General features: G+C 55.2%; 23 protein-coding genes and 1 tRNA gene. 15 read left to right on the plus strand and 9 right to left on the minus strand.

The features are described from left to right. Nucleotides 1–102: 102 nt before the first annotated feature. The 5 genes from ACR0JX_RS11660 to ACR0JX_RS11680 all read left to right on the plus strand — a co-directional run bounded on the left by ACR0JX_RS11660 (nucleotide 103) and on the right by ACR0JX_RS11680 (nucleotide 5705). Nucleotides 103–831 carry a response regulator transcription factor gene (locus ACR0JX_RS11660; RefSeq protein ID WP_480543969.1) on the plus strand — a complete coding sequence of 243 codons (729 nt, stop codon included), beginning with the start codon at nucleotides 103–105 and terminating at the stop codon, nucleotides 829–831. Then, on the plus strand, nucleotides 828–2207 hold the full coding sequence (locus tag ACR0JX_RS11665; RefSeq protein ID WP_480543970.1) for a sensor histidine kinase: 1380 nt from the start codon (nucleotides 828–830) through the stop codon (nucleotides 2205–2207). Before ACR0JX_RS11660 ends, ACR0JX_RS11665 begins: the two co-directional genes overlap by 4 nt. 1260 nt (nucleotides 2208–3467) lie before the next feature. Beyond that, nucleotides 3468–4472, plus strand: a complete 1005-nt coding sequence (locus ACR0JX_RS11670) for a hypothetical protein (protein ID WP_480543971.1) — start codon at nucleotides 3468–3470, stop codon at nucleotides 4470–4472. Beyond that, nucleotides 4472–4780: a transcriptional regulator gene (locus tag ACR0JX_RS11675; RefSeq protein WP_480543972.1), complete on the plus strand. Its 309-nt coding sequence runs from the start codon at nucleotides 4472–4474 to the stop codon at nucleotides 4778–4780. Before ACR0JX_RS11670 ends, ACR0JX_RS11675 begins: the two co-directional genes overlap by 1 nt. Before the next feature lie 433 nt (nucleotides 4781–5213). Beyond that, a complete protein-coding gene (locus tag ACR0JX_RS11680) occupies nucleotides 5214–5705 on the plus strand; it encodes a GIY-YIG nuclease family protein (protein WP_480543973.1) in 492 nt (163 codons plus the stop codon). Nucleotides 5706–6234: 529 nt separating this feature from the next. Here ACR0JX_RS11680 and ACR0JX_RS11685 read toward each other — a convergent pair. The 5 genes from ACR0JX_RS11685 to ACR0JX_RS11705 all read right to left on the minus strand — a co-directional run bounded on the left by ACR0JX_RS11685 (nucleotide 6235) and on the right by ACR0JX_RS11705 (nucleotide 12512). Then, entirely contained in the window at nucleotides 6235–8490 is a 2256-nt protein-coding gene (locus ACR0JX_RS11685) for a ThiF family adenylyltransferase (protein WP_480543974.1), read from the minus strand. Continuing rightward, nucleotides 8490–9623, minus strand: coding sequence for a ComEC/Rec2 family competence protein (locus ACR0JX_RS11690; protein ID WP_480543975.1), 1134 nt, complete (start codon nucleotides 9621–9623; stop codon nucleotides 8490–8492). Before ACR0JX_RS11690 ends, ACR0JX_RS11685 begins: the two co-directional genes overlap by 1 nt. Nucleotides 9624–9679: 56 nt before the next feature. Next, entirely contained in the window at nucleotides 9680–10879 is a 1200-nt protein-coding gene (locus ACR0JX_RS11695) for a patatin-like phospholipase family protein (RefSeq protein ID WP_480543976.1), read from the minus strand. Nucleotides 10880–11246: 367 nt separating this feature from the next. After that, nucleotides 11247–11323: transfer RNA gene (locus tag ACR0JX_RS11700), tRNA-Pro, on the minus strand. A 73-nt stretch (nucleotides 11324–11396) separates the two neighbouring features. Then, on the minus strand, nucleotides 11397–12512 hold the full coding sequence (locus ACR0JX_RS11705; RefSeq protein ID WP_480543977.1) for a THUMP domain-containing class I SAM-dependent RNA methyltransferase: 1116 nt from the start codon (nucleotides 12510–12512) through the stop codon (nucleotides 11397–11399). A 297-nt stretch (nucleotides 12513–12809) separates the two neighbouring features. Between ACR0JX_RS11705 and ACR0JX_RS11710 the strand changes: the two genes are divergently transcribed. The 6 genes from ACR0JX_RS11710 to nqrF are packed head-to-tail and all read left to right on the plus strand — an operon-like array spanning nucleotide 12810 to nucleotide 18670. Beyond that, nucleotides 12810–14153, plus strand: coding sequence for a Na(+)-translocating NADH-quinone reductase subunit A (locus ACR0JX_RS11710; protein WP_480544124.1), 1344 nt, complete (start codon nucleotides 12810–12812; stop codon nucleotides 14151–14153). A gap of 5 nt (nucleotides 14154–14158) precedes the next feature. Continuing rightward, complete coding sequence (locus ACR0JX_RS11715; RefSeq protein WP_480543978.1) at nucleotides 14159–15367, plus strand: NADH:ubiquinone reductase (Na(+)-transporting) subunit B; 1209 nt, start codon at nucleotides 14159–14161, stop codon at nucleotides 15365–15367. Beyond that, nucleotides 15360–16175, plus strand: a complete 816-nt coding sequence (locus ACR0JX_RS11720; RefSeq protein WP_480543979.1) for a Na(+)-translocating NADH-quinone reductase subunit C — start codon at nucleotides 15360–15362, stop codon at nucleotides 16173–16175. Before ACR0JX_RS11715 ends, ACR0JX_RS11720 begins: the two co-directional genes overlap by 8 nt. Beyond that, nucleotides 16175–16828, plus strand: a complete 654-nt coding sequence (locus tag ACR0JX_RS11725; protein ID WP_152460184.1) for an NADH:ubiquinone reductase (Na(+)-transporting) subunit D — start codon at nucleotides 16175–16177, stop codon at nucleotides 16826–16828. The genes ACR0JX_RS11720 and ACR0JX_RS11725 overlap by 1 nt, the downstream gene beginning before the upstream one ends. Beyond that, nucleotides 16828–17436: an NADH:ubiquinone reductase (Na(+)-transporting) subunit E gene (gene nqrE, locus ACR0JX_RS11730; protein ID WP_039526851.1), complete on the plus strand. Its 609-nt coding sequence runs from the start codon at nucleotides 16828–16830 to the stop codon at nucleotides 17434–17436. The genes ACR0JX_RS11725 and nqrE overlap by 1 nt, the downstream gene beginning before the upstream one ends. Before the next feature lie 10 nt (nucleotides 17437–17446). Further along, entirely contained in the window at nucleotides 17447–18670 is a 1224-nt protein-coding gene (gene nqrF, locus ACR0JX_RS11735) for an NADH:ubiquinone reductase (Na(+)-transporting) subunit F (protein WP_480543980.1), read from the plus strand. 52 nt (nucleotides 18671–18722) lie between these two features. On the opposite strand, the gene tviB is transcribed toward nqrF, so the two are convergent. Both tviB and ACR0JX_RS11745 read right to left on the minus strand, forming a co-directional pair. Continuing rightward, nucleotides 18723–20006, minus strand: coding sequence for a Vi polysaccharide biosynthesis UDP-N-acetylglucosamine C-6 dehydrogenase TviB (tviB, locus tag ACR0JX_RS11740; protein WP_480543981.1), 1284 nt, complete (start codon nucleotides 20004–20006; stop codon nucleotides 18723–18725). Between the two features lie 14 nt (nucleotides 20007–20020). Beyond that, nucleotides 20021–21034 carry an SDR family NAD(P)-dependent oxidoreductase gene (locus ACR0JX_RS11745; RefSeq protein WP_480543982.1) on the minus strand — a complete coding sequence of 338 codons (1014 nt, stop codon included), beginning with the start codon at nucleotides 21032–21034 and terminating at the stop codon, nucleotides 20021–20023. Nucleotides 21035–21212: 178 nt separating this feature from the next. Between ACR0JX_RS11745 and ACR0JX_RS11750 the strand changes: the two genes are divergently transcribed. Beyond that, nucleotides 21213–21974 carry a metallophosphoesterase gene (locus ACR0JX_RS11750; protein ID WP_480543983.1) on the plus strand — a complete coding sequence of 254 codons (762 nt, stop codon included), beginning with the start codon at nucleotides 21213–21215 and terminating at the stop codon, nucleotides 21972–21974. 6 nt (nucleotides 21975–21980) lie between these two features. Here ACR0JX_RS11750 and ACR0JX_RS11755 read toward each other — a convergent pair whose 3' ends face one another. Beyond that, nucleotides 21981–22505, minus strand: a complete 525-nt coding sequence (locus ACR0JX_RS11755; RefSeq protein WP_170534749.1) for a CBS domain-containing protein — start codon at nucleotides 22503–22505, stop codon at nucleotides 21981–21983. 122 nt (nucleotides 22506–22627) lie between these two features. On the opposite strand from ACR0JX_RS11755, the gene ACR0JX_RS11760 reads away from it, so the two are divergent. The 3 genes from ACR0JX_RS11760 to nqrM all read left to right on the plus strand — a co-directional run bounded on the left by ACR0JX_RS11760 (nucleotide 22628) and on the right by nqrM (nucleotide 24156). Continuing rightward, nucleotides 22628–22813 (plus strand): hypothetical protein, encoded by a 186-nt coding sequence (locus tag ACR0JX_RS11760; RefSeq protein WP_480543984.1) that lies wholly within the window; start codon nucleotides 22628–22630, stop codon nucleotides 22811–22813. 66 nt (nucleotides 22814–22879) lie between these two features. Then, nucleotides 22880–23905 (plus strand): FAD:protein FMN transferase, encoded by a 1026-nt coding sequence (locus ACR0JX_RS11765; RefSeq protein ID WP_480543985.1) that lies wholly within the window; start codon nucleotides 22880–22882, stop codon nucleotides 23903–23905. 14 nt (nucleotides 23906–23919) lie between these two features. Further along, nucleotides 23920–24156 carry a (Na+)-NQR maturation NqrM gene (nqrM, locus tag ACR0JX_RS11770; RefSeq protein WP_480543986.1) on the plus strand — a complete coding sequence of 79 codons (237 nt, stop codon included), beginning with the start codon at nucleotides 23920–23922 and terminating at the stop codon, nucleotides 24154–24156. 10 nt (nucleotides 24157–24166) lie between these two features. Here nqrM and ACR0JX_RS11775 read toward each other — a convergent pair whose 3' ends face one another. After that, nucleotides 24167–25588, minus strand: coding sequence for a pyridoxal phosphate-dependent decarboxylase family protein (locus ACR0JX_RS11775; RefSeq protein ID WP_480543987.1), 1422 nt, complete (start codon nucleotides 25586–25588; stop codon nucleotides 24167–24169). Between the last annotated feature and the right edge of the window lies 1 nt (nucleotide 25589).

Below are 25589 nucleotides of genomic sequence, written 5' to 3' on the forward strand. Positions count from 1 at the left end.
AGCTAGCAGGTCTACATGAACAGACAAAAAACGTAACAAATGAGGTCGAGTCGAACGTCTATAGTTTTGACGACATGAGAATGGCAACGTCCCTGGGTATCTATGGAAAATGACTCGAAGCGCAAACTGCACATCTTAATCGTCGAAGACGACGGCGAAATTGCAACATTTGTGGAAAAGGCTTTTATTAAGCATGGCTTCTCTACTGGTGTTGCTCGCGACCGCAAGACGGTGCTAGCAGAGTTCTCCGTCAGCATTCCCGACGTCGTCATTCTGGATGTCATGCTGCCGGGCGAAAGCGGTTTCAAGATCCTAGAACGAATTCGGCAACGTCACAACGTTCCTGTAATTATGCTGACGGCCTTGGCCGAACCTGACCAACGCGTTCAGGGGCTTACTCGGGGAGCTGATGACTACGTTACGAAGCCTTTTCACACAGGTGAGCTTGTCGCTCGTGTGGAGGCTGTTCTACGAAGATCTCGTTCTAATGAGACCGAAATCGTCCATCGACTGTACAAATTCGATGCTTGGACGCTCAATTCAAGAACGCGAACTGTGGCAGATCCATCCGGGATTGCGGTTTTCTTCACAAGTGGCGAGTTCGATGTCTTGAGTGTACTGTGCCGGAGTGCTGGGAAAACCATGGGGCGCGACACGATAGTTCGTCTCGCTCAAAACAGGGTCGTAGAGCCATACGATCGCAGCATAGATACTCTCGTTAGCCGTATTCGAAGAAAACTTCAGCGCAACCAAAGAAATACTGAAATTATCAAAACCGTACGAGGTGAAGGTTATGTCTTCACAGCCGAAGTGGAGGTTCAAGAACTGTGATTTCCGGTTTCAAAGGTTATTTCCGATGGTTCATGATGCGAACCAGCATACGCCTACAAGTCTTTTTCTTACTGATTTTTTCGCAGTTGGTTGCCCATGCGATTACGGTATTGATCGTATCTTCAGGTATAATTTCCGGTGGTGAGAATAAAAATCAGCTACAGATAGATCTATCTGACGCATTCTTGAGCGTTCTGGCCGTATTAGATCCGAAAACAGTTTCGACTTCTGAGGCGATCGCTCAATTGACTACCAACGATCGGCGCTTCGAACTGGGAAATGCGCCGATAGGTGAGTTTGAGTTAATAGTCTCGACCGCCTTGAGCGACTTGATTGAAGACGTGTTGCCCACCCCGTGGCGAGGGCGCGTGGAAGCTCGTCTTTTGCCAGAAACGGTGAAATGGCCGGTACCAAACGTTCATCCTTTCGCGTTAAATGCTGAGTTGGCGGACGGGACCAGGCTCTGGTATTATCCAAGCCCGGACGCACTTGCTCGCGCGCTGCCACTGGTCGCTTCAACGCTAATGGTAGTTCTTCTTGGCGTTCCGCTTGCTTTTCTTGCGATCTGGGCCGGTACCGCGATTGTCAAACCAATAGAACGGTTAGGGCGCGGTGCTGACAGTTTTGGACTTGACGCTCATTCTTCTCCGCTTGTGCTAGATGGACCAAGAGAAGTGCGCTCCACAATTGTCGCATTCAATAAGATGCAATCGAAGCTTAATCGGTTGATCGAAGAGCGCGGTCAGACCCTTGCGTCTATTGGTCATGACATGCGAACGCCGTTAACAAGGCTCAAACTTCGGTTAGAAAACGTAGAATTAGGTGATCAACTTTTGGGGGTTCAACGAGATATTTCTGCACTTGAAACACTTATCGATGATGCCCTTAATTTTCTGCGAAGTGAAAGTAAGTATGTCGAACTTTATCCGACGAACCTGAACAGCCTCTGCCAAACTATTGTTGATGATTTTTGCGATCAAGGCGCGAAGGTTGAACTCCGCTGTCAGACACAAATCGATGCAATTTGCGATATTCCCCTCACGCTGAGGGCGATGAATAATATCGTTGGTAACGCCGTCAAATATGCTGGTGGTGCGATCATCAATCTGGGTGACGGCAACAAGGAGAACTTTGTGGAAATCAATGTTGTGGACGAAGGGCCGGGAATAGCCCTTGAACTAAGAGGAATCGTTCAACAGCCGTTTAATCGCCTTGCGCTCATAGATGCTGGCTCAGACGGTCACGTAGGCGGTTTTGGACTTGGGTTAGCAATCGCGAGGGAATGCATGGAGCGGCAGGGCGGATATCTCCAACTGTTTGGTAACAAACCAAGCGGATTGGTAGTGTCCTTACAATTGCCACGTAATCGAAGATGACAAAACGATATGAAACAGAGAAGCCTGATACACTGAGCTCGGGCACGGCTGTTGTCATCGCGGTCTTGCTTTTGGTCGCTTTAGCCTCTGGCCTCTACGCTGCAATGCTGATGATTCCATAATCCTCAGATCTGAAGCCTAAACCCTGAAACCTCTCGAGGTAAGAAACAATGACAAGTGCACCCATCGTGGCGATTTTGGTTGGTCTCGTTCTTGCAACGCCCGCAATAGCCAACGATCCCATTGACACCCTCACGAATGGTCAGCCTTGGACCGCGACCATGCCTGACGGTAATTCGATGATGATGACATTCAATCCAGACGGAACAGGACACATTCAGGTTAGATCAATGTCTCGAAGAATTTCTTGGGCGCTGAACGGTGATCAATTCTGCCTTTCTGGAATGCCGCGAAGCAACGGGCCCAGTTGCGCTGTGCCGATTGAAATCGATGGAGGTTTCCAGCTCTCAATCTTACGAGGTTTGAAGGTCCAGCTGAGGCGTTAAAAGGCGTTGGCGGTCTAACGGTTACGATCGCCAACGCCCTTTCTTCGAGACTACTCAGACACAAAATGTCCCATTTCCTGAAGCTCAACTCTCAAGAGAGCTCGATCAATAGCAAGCGTAAGTCAAGGTTTGAGAATCCCAATGTCACCGTTGCAGTTCCTGGCAAATCAGATGGAGAAACTAGATTGCAAATCGTATTCGATCATCAGATGGAAACAGGTCTATGCGGGAGAAGCGCGATTGTTTCATCCGAGTTGAGGTATTGGCTCGCGGATGGGTGAAGCTGACATTGGCGCGGAAGCAGTGAAAGCTCATTTTGTCTCGCAGTGCAGACCTCTCGGCCCTTTCAGGTTTCGCGAATGCTGCTTGCGGCGGCTTCGGCGGGTCGCACCGCAGAATGCTGGAGGCGGATGAACGGCAGCTAAGGGCTCGCCGCTGCCGTCAGATTGATCGCAACATGTGAGTCTAAAAATTGTCTGCTCGATCTAGGACGGCCCATTGCGGTCACTCGCCAGCCACCTCTGATGCTGCGGCGCTGCCGGTCAATCCCGACACTCGCTGGATGTGCAAAATTGATCGATGCTCGAACTCACAGACCGCGGACCAAGCGTAAATTCGCTGCACTAGCCCCAAGGTCTGTATTTCCACATAAAGCACGCGACCCGACAGCCTTCCAGAAGAGCTCGATTTTTACTCTGTATTTCAGAGTTGCTCTGTGATACAGAGTTGCTGATGAACCTTAGGGTCGATCAAAATGAAAGCTCTTAACATCACGAATGGCGATGGTGCAGCGAACATCATCAAGCAAAGTGCTGTTGCCGGAGACGTTCTTCCGTGGCGTGATCCGATGTTCCATGGCCCCTTTCCGCCCCAAGCGTCACTTTCAGAACTGAGCAAGGTTCGTGCGGCCCATCTTGCCGGTCCAGATGGAGATCCGGCAGAAATTGAGAGAGATTTTGAGTTGAGGGATCGACATCTGAGAGCATCAGAAGGTTACGACAGTATCACTCTGTGGTTTGAACATGACCTCCTAGATCAACTTCAGATTCTGCAAATTCTCGATTGGTTCTCGGGCGCGCGCGCTAACGACACGATCCTCGAAATAATTTGTGTCGATAGATTTCCGGGAAGGCCGGGTTTCAGAGGGATCGGCCAACTATCCCCCGAAGAAATGGCGTCGCTGACAGGTCTGAGGCAACCGGTGACAACTAGTATGCTGACGCTGGCGGCGTCCGGTTGGGCTGCATTTCGGTCTGGCGATCCCCGGGACTTGTTGACTTTTGTTGACGGCGACCTTGATGAACTCCCATTTTTGTCAGCAGCGCTGCGCCGTCATCTTGAGGAATTCCCAGATGCCTCAACGGGGCTGACCAGAACAGAAAATCAATTGCTTAGCCTGATTGCCGACGGAATTCATAGACCGCAACAGTTGTTTTTACAAAATATGGATCTGGAAACGGCGCTGTATATCGGAGATTGGACAACCTATCACATACTGGATGATTTGTGCGCCGCTGGGCTTGCCGCATGCGTGCCATACCCATTCCGCTATCCGTCTTTCTCGCGTGAAAAGCTCGCTGAGTTCAACAGGCAAAGTTTAAACCTCACTGAGGTGGGGTCGAGGGTCCTCAGTGGTACGCAAAGCGCTTTTGGCCTCATGCCGCGCGATATTTGGCTGGGCGGTGTTAAAGTTGCAGATGCCTATACGACATGGACATGGGATAGGGACACCGCACAGCTCCGGCGTCGTGCAATGTGATGAAAGCATTTCCTTCCGTACTGGATCCCATTTTTCATCAACCCGTCAGGACCCGTCTTTGTTTGCTTCTCTATCTTGGAGAGCCAAGTTTCTCACAGTTGAAGGCTTCTCTTTCGATAACAGACGGCAATCTGGATGCCCATCTGAAGAAGCTTAGCGTGGTCGGATATCTGCACAGCCGAATGGTCGTAGAAGGGCGACCACATACTGTCTATTGCCTATCTGAAAGTGGGACTACGGCATTCCGTGAGTACCTAGGTTTCCTCGAAGCGATCTGTGCATCCGCATTGCATCCAAAGGATGACTGATCGTTTAAGCCGACATCGGTGCAGTCCGCAGCATTTGTGGAAATGGGTTCGGAGCTGACCCCGGAGGTTTCGCAGCATCACCGTGATCGAGGAGTGCCCAGGCAGCACGAACGGCCCAAACCGGACCTTCGGCACATAGTCTAGATGCTGCAGCCGCAGTCTACATTTCTGCCATTCGCTGCGCTTGCTTGATCATGACCTTGGCACACGACGGCTACGCGGACCGAGCTGCCGGTCGACGAATCCACCACGGGGTCTGCTTCCTGCGCGTTGCTGCCTTCTGGCGGAATTCGGCGATGCCCGCTCATGGTATCTGGCGGCCTCCCAAGTGATCAACAGGAATGCAAGAAGCTCAAGATTGTTCGACTTTGCGCAGGTAGCAAAAAATACTACCCTTTTGCCGATACGTACCTGAACAAAGGAGAAAGGGTAAATGGCCCGCGTGAAAGAGTCGGTCGCTATTATTGACGGCGTACCACATCTCAAACTGACCAAAGGTCGTAGTGCTGCCCTTGTTCAAGCATGTCGTATTGCTCTTGAAACCGAGCGCGTAGAAAAAAGGCAGAAAGGAACGGTCAGAAGTCTGCTCGAACTGTTTGAAGAAACTGCGGCTGGGCACTTTGTCGAACCAGACCCGATCTGCTTCGTTTATGTACATTACCGTGAAAGCCAGCCAGATGTATGCAAGATCGGGCACGCGCGGGACTTAGAGAAGCGTCTGAGCCGCAATACCGACATGACTGAGCCGTTGAAACGTGCGGCAGCGTGGGAGTTTGGTTCTGTCAAAGAAGCGATGAAACAAGAGGATATGGCGAGATCCCTGTTTCAGCCTTACGGCGCCGGTGGCACTGAGTGGGTGAGAGCGTCTGCTCCGACAGTCGTTGATCATTTGGTTGGTTTGTGGGGGCCGCCGAGTGGCTTGTGAAGCAAGTGGTGTCAGTCTCTCAGTGTGAAGTACAGAGCGTTGGTTTGTGGGGGCGCTCACTTCATCGGAGCGAGCAAAACACTACAAGCCGCCATTGGGGCAACCGCGGCGTATGCTCAATGGTCGGTAGGCTAGCTATTCGCGCGAGTTGCAGCCTCAGCAAAGTTGGGCTCGTTCCGAACCTTGGAAGCAGCGCAGCATTTTACCTCAATTAGACCTAGGTCATGCCGATCGCGGCCCAAACCTGCTGTTAGTCCTTGGCTGGAAATGCTTCAATGCGGCCCGCTAACCCGGAATTTCGCCGCAAGCGCGAGATTGAAAGACACGTAATTGTCTAGGGAACGGGCTTTTCTGCCTTTGTCCCAGGATCTGTTTTGAGACGTCCACTCTTAGTGCTTGCAATGCTGGACTACTCAGCGGATTTGCAAGTCTTTGCTTTGCGGACGAAATCGACCTAGGGGACCCAGCTAGTAAACGACCGTCTTGAACCATGGCTGAAATTTTGCCGAATTATGCACCTTACCGATGCTCAATGTATCAGAGCTTGCTTCTCTTCGTCGCCCTCTTTCAAGACGATGCGACAACCGTCTTCTCCAAAAATCAACATGGTCGCGGGCGCTTCCACGTCAGAGAGGATATCGCCAATCCACCGAAGAAGTGTCTTGTCGTCGGAACTTGGTGCGCTTTTCGAGCCCGGAGGGTGACTGTGCCACTCTCCCACATATGTAAGATTGCCCAGCGTGGATTGCTCAAGCTCCGAAATAGTCTTGAAGACTCCAACAGAACCTCGTTCGAAGCCAGTTTCCGAGTGAACGCTGTCAGGAGGGGCATCGTAGATTCCGACCAGATAGATGACATTCCGCAGTCGATCCCAAGTGCCGGCAATGATGCCCCCTGTTTCCTTTGGTGCAGCCTTACTTTTCAGAGCATTTGCCTGTTGGACTAGCTCACCAGAGATCTTCACTGTCCAGTCGCCAACAGACACATCCGTGAAGCCGGGCACCTCGGCTTTGGTGTAGCTTACACCTTCAAACGTTTCAGCACCTTGCCAGAACGACACCGACGCCATTTCACTGCCACGATCCTTCAGCCATCGTCCAGCCATGAGCCCCGACAGCAGGGATACTTGAGTTTCGGGGACTAGGACACTTGGTGACCGGCAACCCCCAACAGGCAGAGGTTGCCCTGCATTCGCCAGGTGATTGGCAAACCTGTCGTCAGAGCTGATCAGCCAGTAGTAATGCATCTCCACACAGTCGATTTTAACAGAGCGATCTGAACTTTCGTTCAGTACAACTCCGTCGGTGCCCGCTGGATTTAGGAAGATTGAGCTAACGGAGCCAGCGATGTCGCTGTCGAAAGCTAAATGTCTTGCCGCAGGCACTGATGCCGTTGCGTCGATCAACGCGCTCGCCGCGTGGAGTGCAGATTTTAGCGCTTCCGGTCGATTGTCAGCATCAATGCGAGAGAGATGGGCGTGCGCTGCATCAGATCTTTCAAAAAGGCGTCTGATCACCAGACACAAGGCATCGCATTTAGCGCTGCCGATGTTGTCTGGTTCCAATGCATATCGCGCCTGATTGTGAGGAAGCAGGAAATCATCGTCGACAATGTGCCAAGTTCCAATGCCACCGCGTGCCAAGTTCATCGCAAAATGAGATCCGACAGCGCCTGCACCAGCCAATACAATGGTATTCTCATCTGCATCGCCATACCCTGATGCTGCAGAGGCAAGACTGCGCGAAAAATGTGGATGGAGATCTGCCGAGGCAATCCCGATGTCCTTTAAGGCGTCAGTCGCCACGTCCTGCGACTGAATGAGCGTTGCCCAAACGCCACCCTCTTTAGCCAGAACACCCAATGCTTCCCCGATCTCACTAGCCGACGTACTAGTGACAAATGCCTTCTTTTGAGTTCGGCTGCGCCCGTCCGATGACTTGATCTCGGTTTCAACAATTAAGACCGTAGGCTGTGCCAACAGCGCAGCCTTCTGTGGCTTTGACACCAAGGCTTTCACGGCGCTTTTGAGTGTAGGCAGAATGTCTGCGCCTACTTCATCGTAGACTTTAACCAACTCGGCGAGGCTCAACGGCAACCAATTGAGCTGTCCGTGGGCAACTGAATCTGTGATGACTAGCAGCGGGGTCATCAAGCCATCTTGACCTATGGCTTGGGCGTATTCCCTTTCCGATAGCGGAGCCAGAAGCAGTGGCGCATCTTCATGAGAACTGAGCCGAACACCCATGACGTAATCCGCATCGTTTAAACGATCGGATGCGATGACATCGACCGGCGACAGATGGAACATCGGATCAAGCGGTTGCTCTTCACCGTGCAACTTGCCGTAGGCGGTCTTCTCAAGCCACCATCGGACTTGAGAAAGAAATCCTGCGGCGGTGTAGCTTCGAAGTTGGTCTTCATGTGGTTGCTCGGACAGGCACAGGGATCTGGGAAATCCGGCCGGAGCCACGTTCACATGTGGAACGTTGGTCGGAAAGTCTTCTCGCAGCGGATACGCCGTTGGCACACTCATTTGTGGTCGAAAGGTTATCGCAACGGGTTCAACCGTATGTATGTTGGCAACGGTTTTTTTCTGCCCTAACGGGACGACTATCTCGACGACGATCGCTTCATGATCTCCTGCCTCATTCGACAGGCAATCGACAAGCCGCACATCGTCCAATCGACCGGAAGCAATAAGCGCATACATTCGTCTTGCCGACGCGCTTTGAAGCGTGTCCGGCGAGATCGGCTTGTTTATGTGATCGAAAAACTTCGATGCCACTAAGCGCGCCCCGCGCGCGGCGCTGTGGTGGCCGCTGTCGCAGCGACAGCCGCTGCACCCGACGATTTGAAGACCGCCCCAGTTGACCCGATCGTGATGACTATCGGTTTGGGATTCAGTGCATTCGGTCGCTCCATTGTCACCAGAAAACGATCTTTCTCAACAACGTCTTCTTTGTAGTAATTCGCTGCCTGTCGGTGAGGTGGCTGCTTATCCTTGTCTTCCTTCGAACCCTTTGCCGGAATCGGCTTGCTTGTCGAAACGATGTATCCGCGTTCCTCACCCTGTTCTTCACACAACCACTTAATCTGATCTGTCGGTTTGGTCTTGTCTGTTCCCTTGTTCTCGACATTTATGGCCTTGAAAGAACAGTGGTGCGGAAGAGCGTAAACATTCCAGTGTAGCCGGTCATCGTTCTTATAGTGACGCGTTATATCAACGATTTCCCCGAGATCATCTGAGTCGACATCTGCAGTAAACAAAACGTCGGTATGCTCGCCACCTTCTTCAAATCGTGCCTGAAACACCAGAGAGTCGCCATTGCGATCCTCAACTGTGTTTTCATCGCTGCGGTAGGCGTGCGGTGAGTGCGCGAAAAACTCGACGTGGTCGCCCTTTAAGGTGAAACCTGGCACCAACTTGCCTGCGTCGACGATACAGTTCTCTCGATCCTTGATCGTCAAACCGTTATCCTCCAACCAGTCCTTCAAACGTTCTGGACGCGAGAATACGATGATCCCTTTACCTTTCTTTAGGCGGTGTCGCGCTTCAGCGCGGATGGCGTAGGCATCGCCTTCCACTCCCTCTTCGGTGATCGCCGCTGCCGGAACCCACATAGTTTCTATTTTGGCCCGCTTGCCCTTTTGGTACTTGGCGGCGTGATCAAAATAGAAGAAGTCGGATGCTCCCTGAATGTGGTCGGAGTCCAGGTGCGAAAACGCGACAACGCGGTACGTGTCCGTCTCCAAATCATCAAGATCTTCCCACAACAGCTTCGGAAGATCCGAACGGTTATCGTTCTTGTCAGAACGGTCTTTCGTGTCGGCGTAATCGATGAGCATGCGACCGTCATCGCGGAAATCAATTCGGCAACAATCAGCATTGCCAAGGTTATAAAACGTCAGTTGGGTCACGGACTTCTCCCTTTCTTTCACCCAACGTGGGGAGGGAACAAAGCGGAAACAAGAGCCTACGTCTCCCGCGGGCCAAGTTCTTGCCCGTAGAGGTCCAACAAGTGGTGTGTCAGCTGTTCTCCACGCCGGCCAATGAGCCGTATGTTTTCGTCAGACATACCAAAGAAATCAGTAGGATATGCATGAACCTGTTCGCGTGTGACAAGATCAGCAGGTTTTTCGGGTAAGTTTTGATCTCGCATTCCAAGATAGGGAAAGATTAAGACGTCGACTTTGCCGTTGGCCTTGAGTGCATGCATTTGGTTAATGGCAGCATTCTGGGCCCGGTCAAATGTCGTGTAGAATGATTGCATCATGCGACTGATCCAGTAGGCAGGATGGTCGTCAGCGCGCAGGCCATAGCCAGCAGAGCAACAAATGAGATGTGGGCTGGGATCTACATTGAGACTGACCTTCGATGACCGATCAGGCCAGAGCGGTCCAAGACCGAGATTATCGTAAACTCCTCCGTCGGTCAGCGAGACAACACTCGTATGCTTGGTTCCGTCCTTGCGCTTGAATTCGTATCGATCCCGAACGTGACTGAGGAAAAGAGGGTAGGCTGCCGATGCAGCTACCGCATGCGACAACGGGACGTCACAATTTTCTATTTGGCCAAACCTCCATCCGCCTGATGCTGTGGGAGAAAAACGAAACGCTGAGCCAGTTGTAAGCTCGGTTGCATTCACGATGAGGTTTGGACTGCCTTTCGGCAGTTTGCTGAGTGTCGCTCCCTGGTACAGCAGCCGGTCCAGCGTCCGTTCGATCAAAGAAGTTCGCGTCAATGGTCGTCGCAACAAAAAACGAAACCGCCGCCCAACCCAGACATAGATCCCGCATAGGCGAAGTATCGACCTGAGCGCCTTAAGGCCTAGACCAAGGAACTTCCAAAAAATGTAGAGAGACAAGATAAGGAGCTCTGAGATCACCCAGGCGAGGCCGATTAGCGAAAAAGCAGTCTTCAGGGTCGGCTTGAACAACCCGTTTCTCAGAAAGTGAGTGATTTGCTTTTCAAAGGTATCGAAGTCATCAACCGCCAAACAATAGGCGGCTCCTATAACGCTGCCACCTGAAACGGTTGAGATCGTTCTCACACGATCAAGTAAACCCCGTTCTCTGAGTGCTCGAAGACAACCAAGATGAAACGCTATCGCGCGCGATCCACCTCCTGATAACGCCAACGCGATATCATTTCTATTGATCGTATCATTCGTCACGGCAGCTCATTCCTGTTTCACCAATAGCAAAACTCTAATTGCTGCGACTGGCTTTAAGCCTTCTCATCATACGAAAAAGAAAGAAAAAGTCAGTGCTCATCTTCATCCGTATCGGTCAATTGTGGAAGTCTCGGCATCCGAAACCAGGTGATTTTGAATGTCTGCTCTTCGATGCCATCTACCAGACGATGCAACTGCAGCAGACTTCCGCTTTCCGCCCCTGACGCTGGATCAAAAGCCGCTGAAAAAGGCTCAAAAAGTGATCTTTTGTTTTCAGTTAGTTGGACAAAGTGTGTGCCGATTGAGGACACATTGGTGATTTATGGGACAAAGTCCCTGCAACTCCACAGTAACGATCCAGTTCCATTGGTCGGAGTGAGAGGATTCGAACCTCCGACCCCTGCCTCCCGAAGACAGTGCTCTACCAGGCTGAGCTACACTCCGACCGTGGCGCGGGGTCTATACGCGGTGAGGTGGATGTGCAAGGGGCATTGTGAGCCATGCGCAGGACATGCGCTCAGGGCAGGGGACCGGTTTGGTAGAGCTTCACTTTGGTCCCGCCATGATCGACCACGGGGCCGGCTGACAGGCCGGGCAGGCGTGTGGCGCGGGCAAGGGAGGGGTTGCTGGTGACGATCCCGACGCGCCAGCCCTGAAAGCGGGACATCAGGGTTTTGCCCAGGCTGCCGTAAAGCGCGCGAAGGCGTTTCTCGTCGCCGATGCGGGCACCGTAGGGTGGGTTCGCGATCACAAGGCCGGGCTGATCGCCGACGGGCTTGATGTCACTGACAGAGCGGTGGGCGAACTGAGTGACATCTGAGACCCCTGCCTGAGCCGCGTTGGCACTGGCAGCCTCAACCGCGCCGGCATTGCGGTCCGAGCCGCGAAAGATCAGAGATGTCTCGGTGGTTGGGCCGCCTTGACGCAGCGCTTCAAATGCAGCGGCATCAAAGCCTGCCAGATACTCGAATGCGAACCGCCGAGATCGACCGGACTGCAGCCCAAGGGCGATTTCTGCCGCTTCGATCACAAACGTGCCCGAACCGCACATCGGGTCCAGCACTGGCTCGGACCCAACAAAACCGCAGGACCGCAGAAACATTGCGGCCATGGTTTCGCGCATCGGAGCCTTGGCGATTGCGGGTTTGTGCCCGCGTTTGTGCAAAGGCTCTCCGGAGGTGTCCAGCGACAGGGTGCAAACATCTTTCTCGATCCGCAGCATGACGCGCAGATCAGCGTCTGAAGAGACGGGTGCGCCCAATGTCTCGGTGATTGCGCGTTCGATCCGCTGGCGCGCGGCCCCGGCGTGATAGATACGAGACTTGCGGCTGGTGGCCTCGACCTTCACGGGGATGTCGGGACGCAGGAACTCGGCCCAGTGGAATTTGCGTGCCCGTTTGTCTAGCTGTGCAAGATGAACCGCTGGGAAACTGCCGATGCGCACCAGAACCTTGTTGGCCCCGCGTAAGGAAAGATTGGCACGCCAGACCTCGGCCCAGTCTCCCCTGCAACTGATACCACCCGCAACGCGATGTGCATTCTCGAATCCATTCTCGACCGCTTCTTCGCAAAGCGGTGCCTCCAAGCCTGGGGTGGCCACTAGGAAAATTTCGAACATACCGGGTGTTTTCATGGGGGTTGCTTACACCGGATACAAATCGGGCGCGACACGGTTTTTTTGTGCTAGATTGCCCTTGAATTGGTGGACTAAGCAGAAAGTGAAGCGGTTGTCGGGTTTTTCGGCGGTAACAGGTTTGCGTTTCGTGCGCGGCGCGCGTAAAGGGTCCCTGATCGAAAGCACGCTGGCGGATTGCATTGGGGATTTGGCGCAATCGTTCTCCCTCAGGTGACGTGGTTCGTGTTATCTTGGCTCCGAACGAGCGGGCAGGATAGTCGGCGCAGGAAAAGAGGCTTGGAAGACCGTAGCGACATGCAAACTTTCAAACTGAAAAAAGGGATGGAATTGCCGGTTCAGGGTGCACCTGAGCAGAAAATCCATCCAGGGCCGGAGTTCAAAACCGTGGCCGCGCTGGGCGCAGACTATCTGGGCCTCAAGCCAAAGATGCTGGTACAGGAAGGCGATGCGGTTCAACGCGGCACGCCCTTGTTCTGCCACAAGGATGCGCCCGAGGCGATGATGGTGGCGCCGTTGACCGGCAAGATCGTGGCGATCAACCGTGGTGCGCGCCGCGTGCTGCAAAGCGTCGTGATCGAGGTGTCGGACGCCAATGATACGGGTGTCGATTTCTCGGGCATTGGCGATGCCGACAGCGCAGAAGGCGTGACCGAGAAGCTGTGTGCCGCCGGTCTGTGGACCGCGTTCCGCACGCGGCCCTATTCCAAGATGCCTGCACCGGGTACAAAGCCGGCAGCCATCTTTGTCACCGCGATGGAGTCCGAGCCGTTGGCCGGGGATGCCGCTTTGATCATTGCAGATGCAGGGGATGCGTTTGCTGCGGGTCTTGCAGCCATCGCAAAGCTGACTGAGGGCAAGACGTATCTGTGCCACAAGGAAGGTGACAGCGTTCCCGGTGCGGATGTAGCCGGTGTCGAAGCGGCCGCTTTTGCAGGCCCGCACCCGGCAGGTCTGGCCGGTACGCATATCCACTTCCTGGAACCTCTGGCAGGCGACAAACAGGTCTGGACGATCGGCTATCTGGACGTGATCGCCATCGGTCGTCTGGTGCAGACTGGACATCTGGACCCGAACATCGTGATCGCGATCAGCGGCCCCGGCGCGCGTCAGCCGCGTCTTATCCGTACCGTCATGGGTGCCTCGACCGACGATCTGACCCGGGATGAGGTCAATGTCGACGGCACGCCCCGAATTATCTCAGGCTCGATCCTGTCGGGTATGCAGGCCGATGGGCCGACTGCCTATCTGGGTCGGTTCGCGCGGCAGCTTTCGATCATTCGCGAGGATCACGACCAGATCCCGTTGGGATGGATTCGTCCGATGCCATCGAAGTATTCGGTCCAGCCCGTGCTCGGGTCCGCTTTGTCTAAGAAACTGTTTCCGTTGACGTCGAACCTGAATGGGGGCCGTCGCGCGATGGTGCCGACCGGCGTGTTCGAACGGCTGATGCCGCAGGACTACCTGCCAACGCAGTTGTTGCGGGCCTTGCTGGTGATGGACACCGACACCGCTCAGGCATTGGGCGCACTGGAGCTGGACGAAGAGGATCTTGGCCTTGTGGGCTTTGCCTGCCCGGCGAAATATGAATACGGGCTGGCGCTGCGCGACTGCCTTGCAAAGATTGAAAAGGAGGGCTGAGCCACATGGGTTTGCGCAGCTTCTTTGACCGGATCGAGCCGAACTTTACCAAGGGCGGCAAGTACGAGAAGTACTTCCCCATCTACGAGATGGTGGAAAGCTTCATCTACACTCCGAAAACTGTAACCACCGTCGCACCGCATGCACGGTCCTACATCGATATGAAGCGGATCATGACCTATGTCGTGATCGCGACGATCCCCTGTATCCTGTGGGGGATGTACAATACCGGCTATCAGGCGAACTCGGCCATTGCCCTGCTAGGGCCTGACTCGGCCACCGGCTGGCGGATTGCCCTGCTGCAGATGTTTGGTATCTCGCTGGACCCCTCCAGCGTTTTTGCCAATGTGATGCACGGGCTGACCTATTTCCTGCCGATCTATATCGTCACCCTTGTGGCAGGCGGTATCTTCGAGGTCATCTTTGCCACCGTGCGAGGCCATGAAGTAAACGAGGGTTTCCTTGTGACCTCTATGCTTTACACGCTGATTATGCCGGCAACTGCGCCGTTGTGGCAGGTGGCCTTGGGCATCATCTTCGGCGTCGTGATCGGGAAAGAAGTATTTGGTGGCACCGGCAAGAACTTCCTGAACCCGGCTTTGGTTGGTCGTGCGTTCCTGTATTTCGCCTATCCGGCGAGCATGTCCGGTGACACGGTCTGGACACCGGTTGATGGCTTCTCGGGCGCAACCGCGCTGTCCGTCTCCGCGTCGCAGGGCTTTCAGGCGCTGGCAGCTGATGGCATCACCTGGTGGAACGCGTTCTTCGGCTCGATCCAGGGCAGCTTTGGCGAGACCTCGACGCTTGCTTGTATGATCGGTCTGGCCTTCCTGTTGGCTACGCGGATCGCCAACTACCGGCTTATCGTCGGCTGTCTGGCGGGGACCATCGGCTTTACCCTGCTGTTGAACCTGATCGGGTCGGACACCAACCCGATGTTTGCGATGCCTTGGTACTGGCATGTGGTCATTGGTGGGTATGCCTTCGGCTTGGCCTTCATGGTGACCGAGCCTGTTTCCGCCAGCCACACCAACATGGGTCGCTACATTTACGGTGCTCTGATCGGTGTCATGGTTGTGATGATCCGTGTCATCAACCCGGCCTTCCCCGAAGGCATGATGCTGGCCATCCTGTTCGGCAATGTCTTTGCTCCGCTGATCGACTATTTCGTCGTGCAAGCCAACATCAAACGGAGGGCGCGTCGCCATGTCTGATCCGCAACCTCAAGAACCAAAAGGCGCGATTGCCCGGTTCCTGGCTGCTTCGCCAGACTCAGTTGGCAAGACGATCTTTGTCGCAGTCGCGGTTTGTCTGGTCGCGTCGATGGTCGTATCCGCCGCTGCCGTCAGCCTGCGCCCGGTGCAGGAAACCAACCGTCTGAAGGACAAGCAGGTCAACGTTCTGCAAGTCGCAGGGGTGTTCGAGCCCGGCATCGACGTAACCGAAGCCTTCGCCGCGTTCGAACCTCATGTGCTGGAACTGTCCACCGGCGATTTCGTAGATGATCAGTTCGACCCGGCCACGTTCGATGACATCGCTGCAGCCAGCGATCCTGAGCTGAGCGTTGCGCTGGACGATGACCCGGCTGGCATTGGCCGCAAGTCGAAGTATCGCGTAATCTATCTGCTGCGCGACGACGCCGGTGCGTTGGACAAGGTGATCCTGCCGCTGCACGGCTATGGCCTGTGGTCCACGCTTTACGGGTTTATCGCGTTGGAGAATAACGGCAACGACATTTACGGCCTTCAATTCTATCAGCACGGTGAGACCCCCGGTCTTGGGGCCGAGGTGGACAACCCACGCTGGAAGGCTCTGTGGAACGGTAAGAAGCTGCGTGACGACAATGGTGATCTGCAAATCACCGTGTCGAAGTCCCAGCCGGCAGCCGGACCCGACTTCTATATCGACGCGTTGGCGGGTGCCACTTTGACCTCGGTCGGTGTCGATAACCTGGTGAAATTCTGGATGGGCGATGCGGGTTACGCACCGTTTCTGGCCAAGCTGCAAGCAGGAGAGCTCTGATGTCCCAGACCAAGAAAGAGATGCTGGTCGACCCGCTTGTCGACAACAACCCGATCACCTTGCAGGTGCTGGGCATCTGTTCCGCACTGGCGGTGACCTCGTCGCTGCAGGTGTCGATGGTGATGGCGCTGGCGGTGATCTTCGTGACCTCGTTCTCGTCCTTCTTCATCTCCTGCCTGCGCAACCAGATTCCCGGCTCGATCCGGATCATCGTGCAGATGGTGATCATCGCTTCGCTGGTGATCCTGGTGGACCAGATCCTCAAGGCTTATGCGTTCGAGATCTCGAAAACCCTGTCGGTTTTCGTCGGCCTGATCATCACCAACTGTATCGTGATGGGCCGCGCCGAGGCGTTTGCGATGAAAAACCCGCCCGTCGCGTCCTTCATTGACGGCATGGGCAACGGCATGGGCTATGGCCTGATCCTGCTGCTGGTCGGCTTCATTCGTGAGCTGTTCGGTGCCGGGTCGCTGTTCGGCGTTACCATACTGGAGACCGTCAACAACGGTGGCTGGTACGTGCCCAACGGTATGTTGCTGCTGCCACCGTCGGCGTTCTTCATCATCGGTCTGATCATCTGGGCCTTCCGCACATGGAAGCCGAACCAGGTGGAAGAGCGTGAATACAAAATTCAGCAGGTAGAGGCCCACTGATGGAAGGTCTGATCTCACTGGCCGTAAAGGCCATCTTTGTCGAAAACCTTGCGCTCAGCTTCTTTCTGGGGATGTGTACCTTCATCGCCGTTTCCAAGAAGATTTCGACCGCGCTGGGTCTGGGTATTTCGGTCATGGTTGTGCAAGCCATCACCGTGCCCGCCAACAACCTGCTGCTGAACTACCTGCTCAAGCCGGGCGCGCTGGCCTGGGCCGGGTTCCCGGATGTGGACCTGACGTTCCTTGGTCTGATCTCGTATATCGGTGTGATCGCGGCGATGGTTCAGATCCTTGAGATGGTTTTGGATAAATATTTCCCGCCGCTTTACAACGCGCTGGGGATCTTCCTGCCGCTGATCACAGTGAACTGCGCTATTCTGGGTGGCTCGCTGTTCATGGTGGAACGCGACTATAACTTTGCCGAGGCGACCACCTATGGCCTGTCTTCAGGCTTTGGTTGGGCGCTGGCGATCACCGCGATGGCGGGTGTTCGGGAAAAGCTGAAATACTCGGACATCCCCGACGGCTTGCAGGGTCTGGGCATCACTTTCATCACCGCAGGACTGATGGCGATGGCCTTCATGTCCTTCTCGGGCGTGAAACTGTAAGGAGGGCGCAATGGAAACCTTTGGCTTAGGTGTAGCCCTTTTCACCGTTATCGTTCTGGGTCTGGTGGCCGTCATCATGGCAGCGCGGTCGCGCCTTGTGTCGACCGGCAATGTCAACATCACCATCAACGGTGAGAAAACCGTTTCGGTCCCGGCGGGTGGCAAACTGCTACAAACCCTGGCGGCTGAAAAGCTGTTCGTCCCGTCGGCCTGTGGCGGCGGTGGCACCTGCGCGCAATGCCGTGTGCGCGTGCATTCTGGTGGCGGCTCGATCCTGCCGACCGAAGAAAGCCATATCACAAAACGTGAGGCGTCGTGTGGTGACCGTCTGTCCTGCCAGGTTGCAGTCAAGCAGGACATGGAGATCGAAGTCCCCGAAGAGGTCTTTGGCGTTAAGAAGTGGGAATGCACCGTTCGTTCGAACGAAAACGTGGCGACCTTCATCAAAGCACTGACTCTGGACTTGCCTGAAGGCGAGGACGTGAACTTCCGCGCCGGTGGTTACATCCAGATCGAAGCCCCTGCGCATGCACTGAAATACACCGATTTCGACGTGGAAGAGGAATATCGCGAGGACTGGGATCGCTTCAATCTGTGGCAGTACGAATCCGTCGTAAACGAGCCGATTGAACGCGCCTATTCGATGGCCAACTATCCGGATGAAAAAGGCATGATCATGCTGAACGTCCGGGTTGCCTCACCGCCTCCGGGGTCCGAGGGTATTCCGGCGGGTCAGATGTCGTCTTACATCTTCAACCTGAAACCGGGTGACAAGGTGACGATCTCGGGTCCGTTTGGTGAGTTCTTCGCCCGCGATACCCAAAAAGAGATGGTCTTCATCGGTGGTGGCGCGGGTATGGCGCCGATGCGCAGCCACATCTTTGACCAACTTAAGCGTCTGGAAAACCGCGATCGCAAGATCAGTTTTTGGTATGGTGCGCGGTCTAAGAAAGAGATGTTCTTTGTCGAGGATTTTGACCAGCTGGCCGAAGAGTTCGACAATTTCGATTGGCACGTGGCCTTGTCGGACGCACAGCCCGAGGACGATTGGACGGGCTATACCGGCTTCATTCACAACGTTCTGTTCGAAGAATACCTCAAGAATCACCCTGCGCCCGAGGATTGTGAGTTCTACATGTGTGGTCCTCCAATCATGAACCAGTCGGTCATCAACATGCTGCTGGATCTGGGTGTGGACCGCGAAGACATCATGCTCGACGATTTCGGCGGGTAAGAGACCAAAAAAACCGGCGCAACACGCGCCGGTTTTCATTTGCGGAACTGAGTCAAAGCCTCAAGTCGCTTGCGTCCCTTGGCAGGCAGGACTTGATGTCGTACACCACGCTGTTGGCTTTGCCGTAGGCGCGGAATGTGGCAGGGTCGAGGTCTTTGTATTCCTGATGCGCGACAGCCAAAACGACCGCGTCATAAGTCTCGTCCTGAGGGACCTCTAAAAGCGAGAGACCGTATTCAGCCTCGGCTGCGGCGGGGTCGGCATGGGGATCGTGGACATCAACGCTGATGCCATAACTCTGCAATTCCTCAATGATATCAACGACGCGGGTGTTGCGCAGGTCGGGGCAGTTTTCCTTGAAGGTCAGGCCCAGAACCAGAACCTGTGCCGTACCAACATTGATGCCGTTGCGGGTCATGCGTTTGACCAGTTGAGATACCACATAGCTGCCCATCCGATCGTTCAGCCGCCGCCCGGCCAGGATGATCTGGGGATGATGGCCCACGGCCTCGGCCTTGTGGGTCAGGTAGTACGGATCAACGCCAATACAGTGACCACCGACCAGGCCGGGGCGGAAGGGCAGGAAATTCCATTTGGTGCCTGCGGCGCGCAGGACGGCCTCGGTATCGATGCCCATGCGTCCGAAGATCATCGCCAGTTCATTGACCAGCGCGATGTTCAGATCGCGTTGGGTGTTTTCGATGACCTTTGCCGCTTCGGCCACGCGGATGCTTTCGGCCTTGTGGGTTCCGGCGGTGATGATCCGGGCATATAGCGCATCGACCAGATCGGCCACTTCGGAGGTCGAGCCAGAGGTCACCTTGCAAATATCCGCAATCCGATGGGTCTTGTCGCCAGGATTAATGCGTTCCGGGCTGTAGCCTGCAAAGAAATCCGTGTTGAATTTCAGGTCCGAAGCGCGTTCCAGCACCGGAACGCAATCTTCCTCGGTCGCGCCGGGATAGACGGTGGATTCGTAAATCACCAGATCGCCGGGTTTCAGAACACCGCCGACTGTTTCCGATGCCGCAAGCAGAGGCGAAAGGTCAGGCTGTTTGCCAGCCGTGATCGGGGTGGGCACGGTGACGATATAGGTGTCACAGGCCGCAAGATCTGCGACATCGGTGGTGAAGGTCAGACCCGTTGCGGCGGCTAGATCTTCCGGTTCAACCTCGTGCGTGGCATCTTGGCCGGCGCGCAGGGCGTCGATGCGGGCCGGGTTGATGTCGAACCCGATGACCGGGCTGATCTTGCCAAAGGCCACCGCCAAAGGCAGGCCCACATAGCCCAATCCAATGACAGCGATCTTGCGGGCATCGGGGTTCGTTTGCAGCATTCAGGTCTCAGTCTTTATTTGCCGTGATAGTCCCGGAACCACGCGACAAACCGGGCGATCCCATCTTTGAAATCGGTTTGCGGGCGGTAACCAGTTAGCCGTTGCAGCAGATCAGTATTGGCCCATGTGGCGGGGACGTCGCCCATCTGCATGGGCATATAGTTTCGGATGGCCTCTTTGCCTATCGCTTCTTCGATGGCTTCGACAAAATCCATCAGGCGCACCTTGTCGCCATTGCCGATATTGACCACGCGATAGGGCGCAACGGGGGACAGGCTGTCACCCTCTTCAATCTGGTCAGCGCTTTCGGGGCGCACGGGCGGCACATCGATCAACAATCGGATGCCACGGACCAGATCGTCCACGTTTGTGAAATCGCGATACATGTCACCGTGATTGTAGATGTCGATGGGCCGGTCATCCAGAATCGCATCCACGAATTTGTACAGCGCCAGATCAGGCCGTCCCCAGGTGCCATAGACGGTGAAAAACCGGAACATCGTTGTCGGCAAGTCCCAAAGATGCGCGTAGGAGTGGCCCATCGCCTCATTGGCCTTTTTGGTGGCCGAATAGATGGTCAGCTGGGTGTCGGCCTTTTCGACCTCTGTAAAGGGCATCTCTTCATTGGCACCGTAGACCGATGAGGTCGAAGCCATCAGCAGGTGTTCGACCTTGTGGATGCGCGCGGCCTCCATCACGTTGAACGTACCGACAACATTGGAGTTTATGTAGCTGCGCGGCTCTTCCAGGCTGTATCGGACCCCGGCTTGTGCTGCGAGGTGAACGATAATCTCGGGCTGAAACTCATCAGCGACTTTCATCAGCTGTTCGTGATCTTCCAGCATCGCCTCGGTCGCGGTGAAACCTGGGGTCTGCATCAGCATCTGATGGCGGCGCTGTTTCAGGGTGACATCGTAATAGTCTGTCATCCCGTCATAGCCATGCACCCGGAACCCTTCTGACAGCAGGAGCTTTGCCAGATGGAAGCCGATGAACCCTGCGGTCCCGGTGATCAAAACACGTTTCATAAAACCCTCGAACACAATAAAACTCTGCGCATCAGGGATACTTTCCCCGCTTCGAGGTCAAGCAGATTTTCCCGTTTTGCGGCTATTCGGCCAAGCTGGTCGATTAGGCACACGCCGAAAACGCCACTGGGAATTGCCGATTGTCGCCAAGGCTGAGCCGGGGTAGGGAGGGCACGTGATGGTTAGGGATTGGATCAAAGGGCTGTTCGGTAAACACGACGCGCAAGCGCCGTCGCCCATAATGCCCGAGATCGCGCCCGATCAACCGTTCATCGCCATTGGCGACATTCATGGGCGGCTGGATCTGTTGCAGGATTTGCTGCCCCGGTTGGACGACAGTTGCCCTTGGGTTTTTGTTGGCGACTATGTAGATCGCGGTGCCTACAGCGCTCAGGTCTTGCATCAGTTGCGGCATCTCAGCGAATCTTCGGGCGGACGGGTCACCTGCCTGCTGGGCAATCACGAAGAGATGCTTTTGCGCTTCGTTGACGATCCAAAACGGGTCAGCCGCCTGTGGCTGCAAAACGGTGGCGTTCAAACGCTCGCCTCGTTTGGCATCACCGGTGTGGCCGAGGCCATTTTAGGCGAACCGGCGGTCGAGATTGCTGAAAAATTGCAGCGGGTTATGGGGGAAGACCTATTGAGCTGGCTCAGGGATCGTCCCCTGACCTGGACCAGCGGCAATATCACTGTTGTGCACGCGGCACTGGACCCACGCCATCCTGTTAATGCGCAACCACGCGATATCTGCCTGTGGGGGCATCCGATGCTAACGCGCGAGCCCAGAGAGGATGGTCAATGGGTCCTGCACGGCCATACCATTGTTGATCAGGCGCGGGCAGAGAACGGAGTTATCTCAATAGACACCGGCGCGTTTGTCACCAATCGCCTCACGGCGGCCGAGGTGTTTCATGGCGGTGTGCGCTTCACCTCGACCTGAACGCGATCAGCCTACGATCATCTGCTTCATGCGCAGCGCTTCGTATTCCAGTTCCTGTAACCGGAAATGCACCACATCGCCAATAGTGATCACACCGCACAGATTACCGTCGCGCAAGACGGGCATATGGCGAAATTTGCCTTCGGTCATCGTTTTCAGAACGTCATTCAGATAATCGTCAGGTGAGCAAGTTTTGACATCGCGTGTCATCAAGTCTTCGACCGATTGTGGCAGGGTCTGGCCAGGCGTATCTGCCATGCGGCGCACAATGTCGCGTTCCGATAGAATACCCTGTAGCGCCCCGTTCTGATCCGTCACCAGAACTGCCCCGATCCGCTTTTCCTTGAGCGTGTTGACTACGGAATGAATGGTCTCGTTCGGGCGCACGGAAAACACATCATCTCCTTTACCTGTCAACAGTTTTGCCACTGTTGTCTGTGCATGCGACAGGTTCGATTCCGCAGACTGGCTGTAGGTCGACTTGTCAGCCTTATCGCCGCGCGAGGGGGACTGATACGAGGTTGGAGCCATAGGCATTCTCCTTCCGGGGTATTGTGTGTCTTTCCCTTTCACCTTAGCGCAGCTAAACGACCTGTATAGGGTCCAATTGTCCCGATCGGCAAAAACCGGACCCCGAACAGGAGCCCAAAGACGTGAGCGATCTTTACCTGACACCGCCAGTTGCTGCGTTGATTTTCTTTGCTGTGGTCGTTTGCGGGCATAATTTTCGCCTGGCTTGGAAACAACAGGCCGAAGGATGGCAAAAGCGGGCTTGGTTGTTTGGCGTACCTGCGGGTGTTGGCCTTTTGATGCTGGGCTTTTTGCCGCTAAAGCTGTGATGCTGGTTTGACTCCGCCAATGGTGGCTGGCATATGCCGGGCACTGATTTTCCCGGAGACTACCCCATGCGTCTGCTGCCTGCATTGGCCCTTTTGACCGCTCTGACCGGTTGCCTGTTCGACAAGGAACCCGAAGTTGTTCGCCTGTCTGGCGAGACAATGGGCACAACCTTCAACATCACTGCGATTGGTGAGGATTTGGACGAGGCGGCGCTGGCCACAGCGGTCGAAGAGACTCTAGCTCAGGTCAATGCCAAGATGTCGAACTGGGATCCCAATTCCGAGGTTTCAACTTTCTCGGCCTCGACCAGCACGGACCCTATGGCGGTGTCGGAAGAGTTCGCATTGGTACTGGCCGCGGCCAACGATGTGCACGCGAAAACAGGCGGGACGTTTGATGTCACGCTCGGCCCGCTGATTGAGCTTTGGGGCTTTGGCCCACGGAAACCCGAAGATCCGGTGCCATCGGATGAAGATATTGAGACAGCGCTAAGCGGTGTTGGTCAGGCCCGGTTGCTGACATTGGACGGCGCTGCCGGTACTTTGGCGAAATCCGATCCAGCCGTGGGGATCAACCTGTCCGCAATCGCAAAAGGTTATGGCATCGACGCGGTGGCTGGGACCCTGCGTGAAGCAGGGATTGAGGACTATCTGGTCGAGATTGGTGGTGATCTGGTCGCCAAGGGGCAAAATGACAAAGGCGAGGCCTGGCAGATCGGTATCGAAAAGCCCGAAGCCGGATCGCAAACCGTGCAACTGATCGTGCCGCTGAACGATCGTGGCATGGCCAGCTCGGGCGACTACAAAAACTTCTTCGAGCAAGATGGCGTGCGCTATTCGCATATCATCGACCCGGTCACGGGCCGTCCGATCACACATCGGACAACCTCGGTCACCGTTCTGGCGGAAAACGCGATGATGGCCGATGCCTGGGCGACCGCGATGCTGGCCCTGGGGCAGGAAAAAGGGTTGGCGCTGGCTGAAGAGCATAAACTTGCCGTGTATTTCATCTCGCGGGATGTGACAGGCGGCGATGATGCCTATATTACGGTTCACAGCAGCGCCTTCAAAGACGCGTTGGGAACCGACTGACGGTAGGAACTGAGATGAGCACTTTCATTCTGGCTTTTGTTCTTCTGGCACTTGTCATGATTGGCATGTCACTGGGTGTGATGCTGATGGGCAAGACCATCAAAGGCAGCTGCGGTGGTCTGAACGCAATCTCGGGTGCGGATAAATGCGTGGTTTGCCAGAAAGATGTCGACCCGAACAGCCCGCTGCGCGATCAACTGCAGTGCAAACGCGCAAAGAAGATGCTGGCGCAGATGGAGCGGCAATCCTGATTGTCAGGCTCTAACTACGCCGCGCTTTCCACTGCACATACCGGGCCATGCCGCGTTCCAGCAGGTTTGGCGCTTTGCCACTATCCAGATGCAAACCCCCGCCCCCTGCGCGATACATTTCGGCGAATACATCCAGCACTTTAGATTTGACCATCCCGCGTAGCGGGACATGCGCCATCATGCCATATGTCGCGGCGCCGCCGGTCTTGGCCAGATCGGGATTTGCCCGCACGGTGGCAACCGTCTGTGCCAGATCAGCCAGATATTCATCAGCCACATGCAGATGTTTAGCGGTGACCATACAGTGAATGCCATCGGGATTCTGGACACGATTGATGCTCCAGCCCGCGTGTTCTAGCTGATCCGCCACCGCATAGATGTTGAGTTTCGGGTCGGTCGAACCATAGGCCAGCAAGGGCCCCTGCGGGTTGCCTAGGATGCGCAGGCCATCAATTGCCGCGATGCCGGATTTCAGCTTTTCAACGGCTTCAGTTGTGTCTTTGGCAAGTTGGCAATAACCCTCGACCCCCAGTTTCTGCATGACCGCCCAGGCAGCGGCATAGGCCCCACCTGGCCGGGTGCCTAGCAGGGCGGGTGAGGCAAAGACGCCTCCGGGCCAGTCCTGACAGATGAACATCTGATACTTAAGCAGGTCGAGATTGCGGTAGAGGATGGTCGAGGCCCCTTTGGCCGCATAGCCGTATTTGTGCAGATCGGCTGAGATCGAAGTGACCCCCGGAACGCGGAAATCCCAGTCGGGCAGGTCAACGCCGTTGCGTTCCATAAACGGCAGGATCAGCCCGCCGACGCAAGCGTCGATATGCAGGGGAATACCTTTGGATTGTGCAATCGCCCCCATCTGGGCAATGGGGTCGATGGTGCCGTGCGGGTACTCGGGGGCCGACCCAAGGATCATCACGGTGCCGGCGTTAATCATGCGTTTCAGCCGGGAAATGTCAGTCGCATGATCCGGTGTCATTGGCAGTAGGCGCGGTTTGACCCCGAAATACTCAGCAGCCTTGAACCATGCCACATGAGCGGTCTTTGGCAGGATCATGTTGGGCCGTGTCACCTTGCGCTGTTTGCGCGCCATATCGCGGTAGGTTTTAACCGCCATCAGGCAGCTTTCCGTCCCGCCTGCCGTGACCACACCGCACGTGTCCGGCCCGCCGTGCAGCAGACCTGCCATGGTCGAGATGATCTGGGTCTCCATCCGTTTCAAGCTTTGAAACGCGGCAGGGTTCAGGCCGTTGGCCGAAGAAAACGCACTGTAGGCCTTGGCGATGAAGGCGTCGTGCGCGTCATCCAGATGATAAACAAGGCTCCACGTGCGGCCCTCACGATAGTTCGGGTCATCCTCTGCAAAGGATTTGAGCTGATCCAGTATCTCATCCTCGGGGCGACCCGCTGTGGGCAGCTTTTGATGATCCATA

This window comes from Ruegeria sp. AH7 (assembly GCF_056541325.1).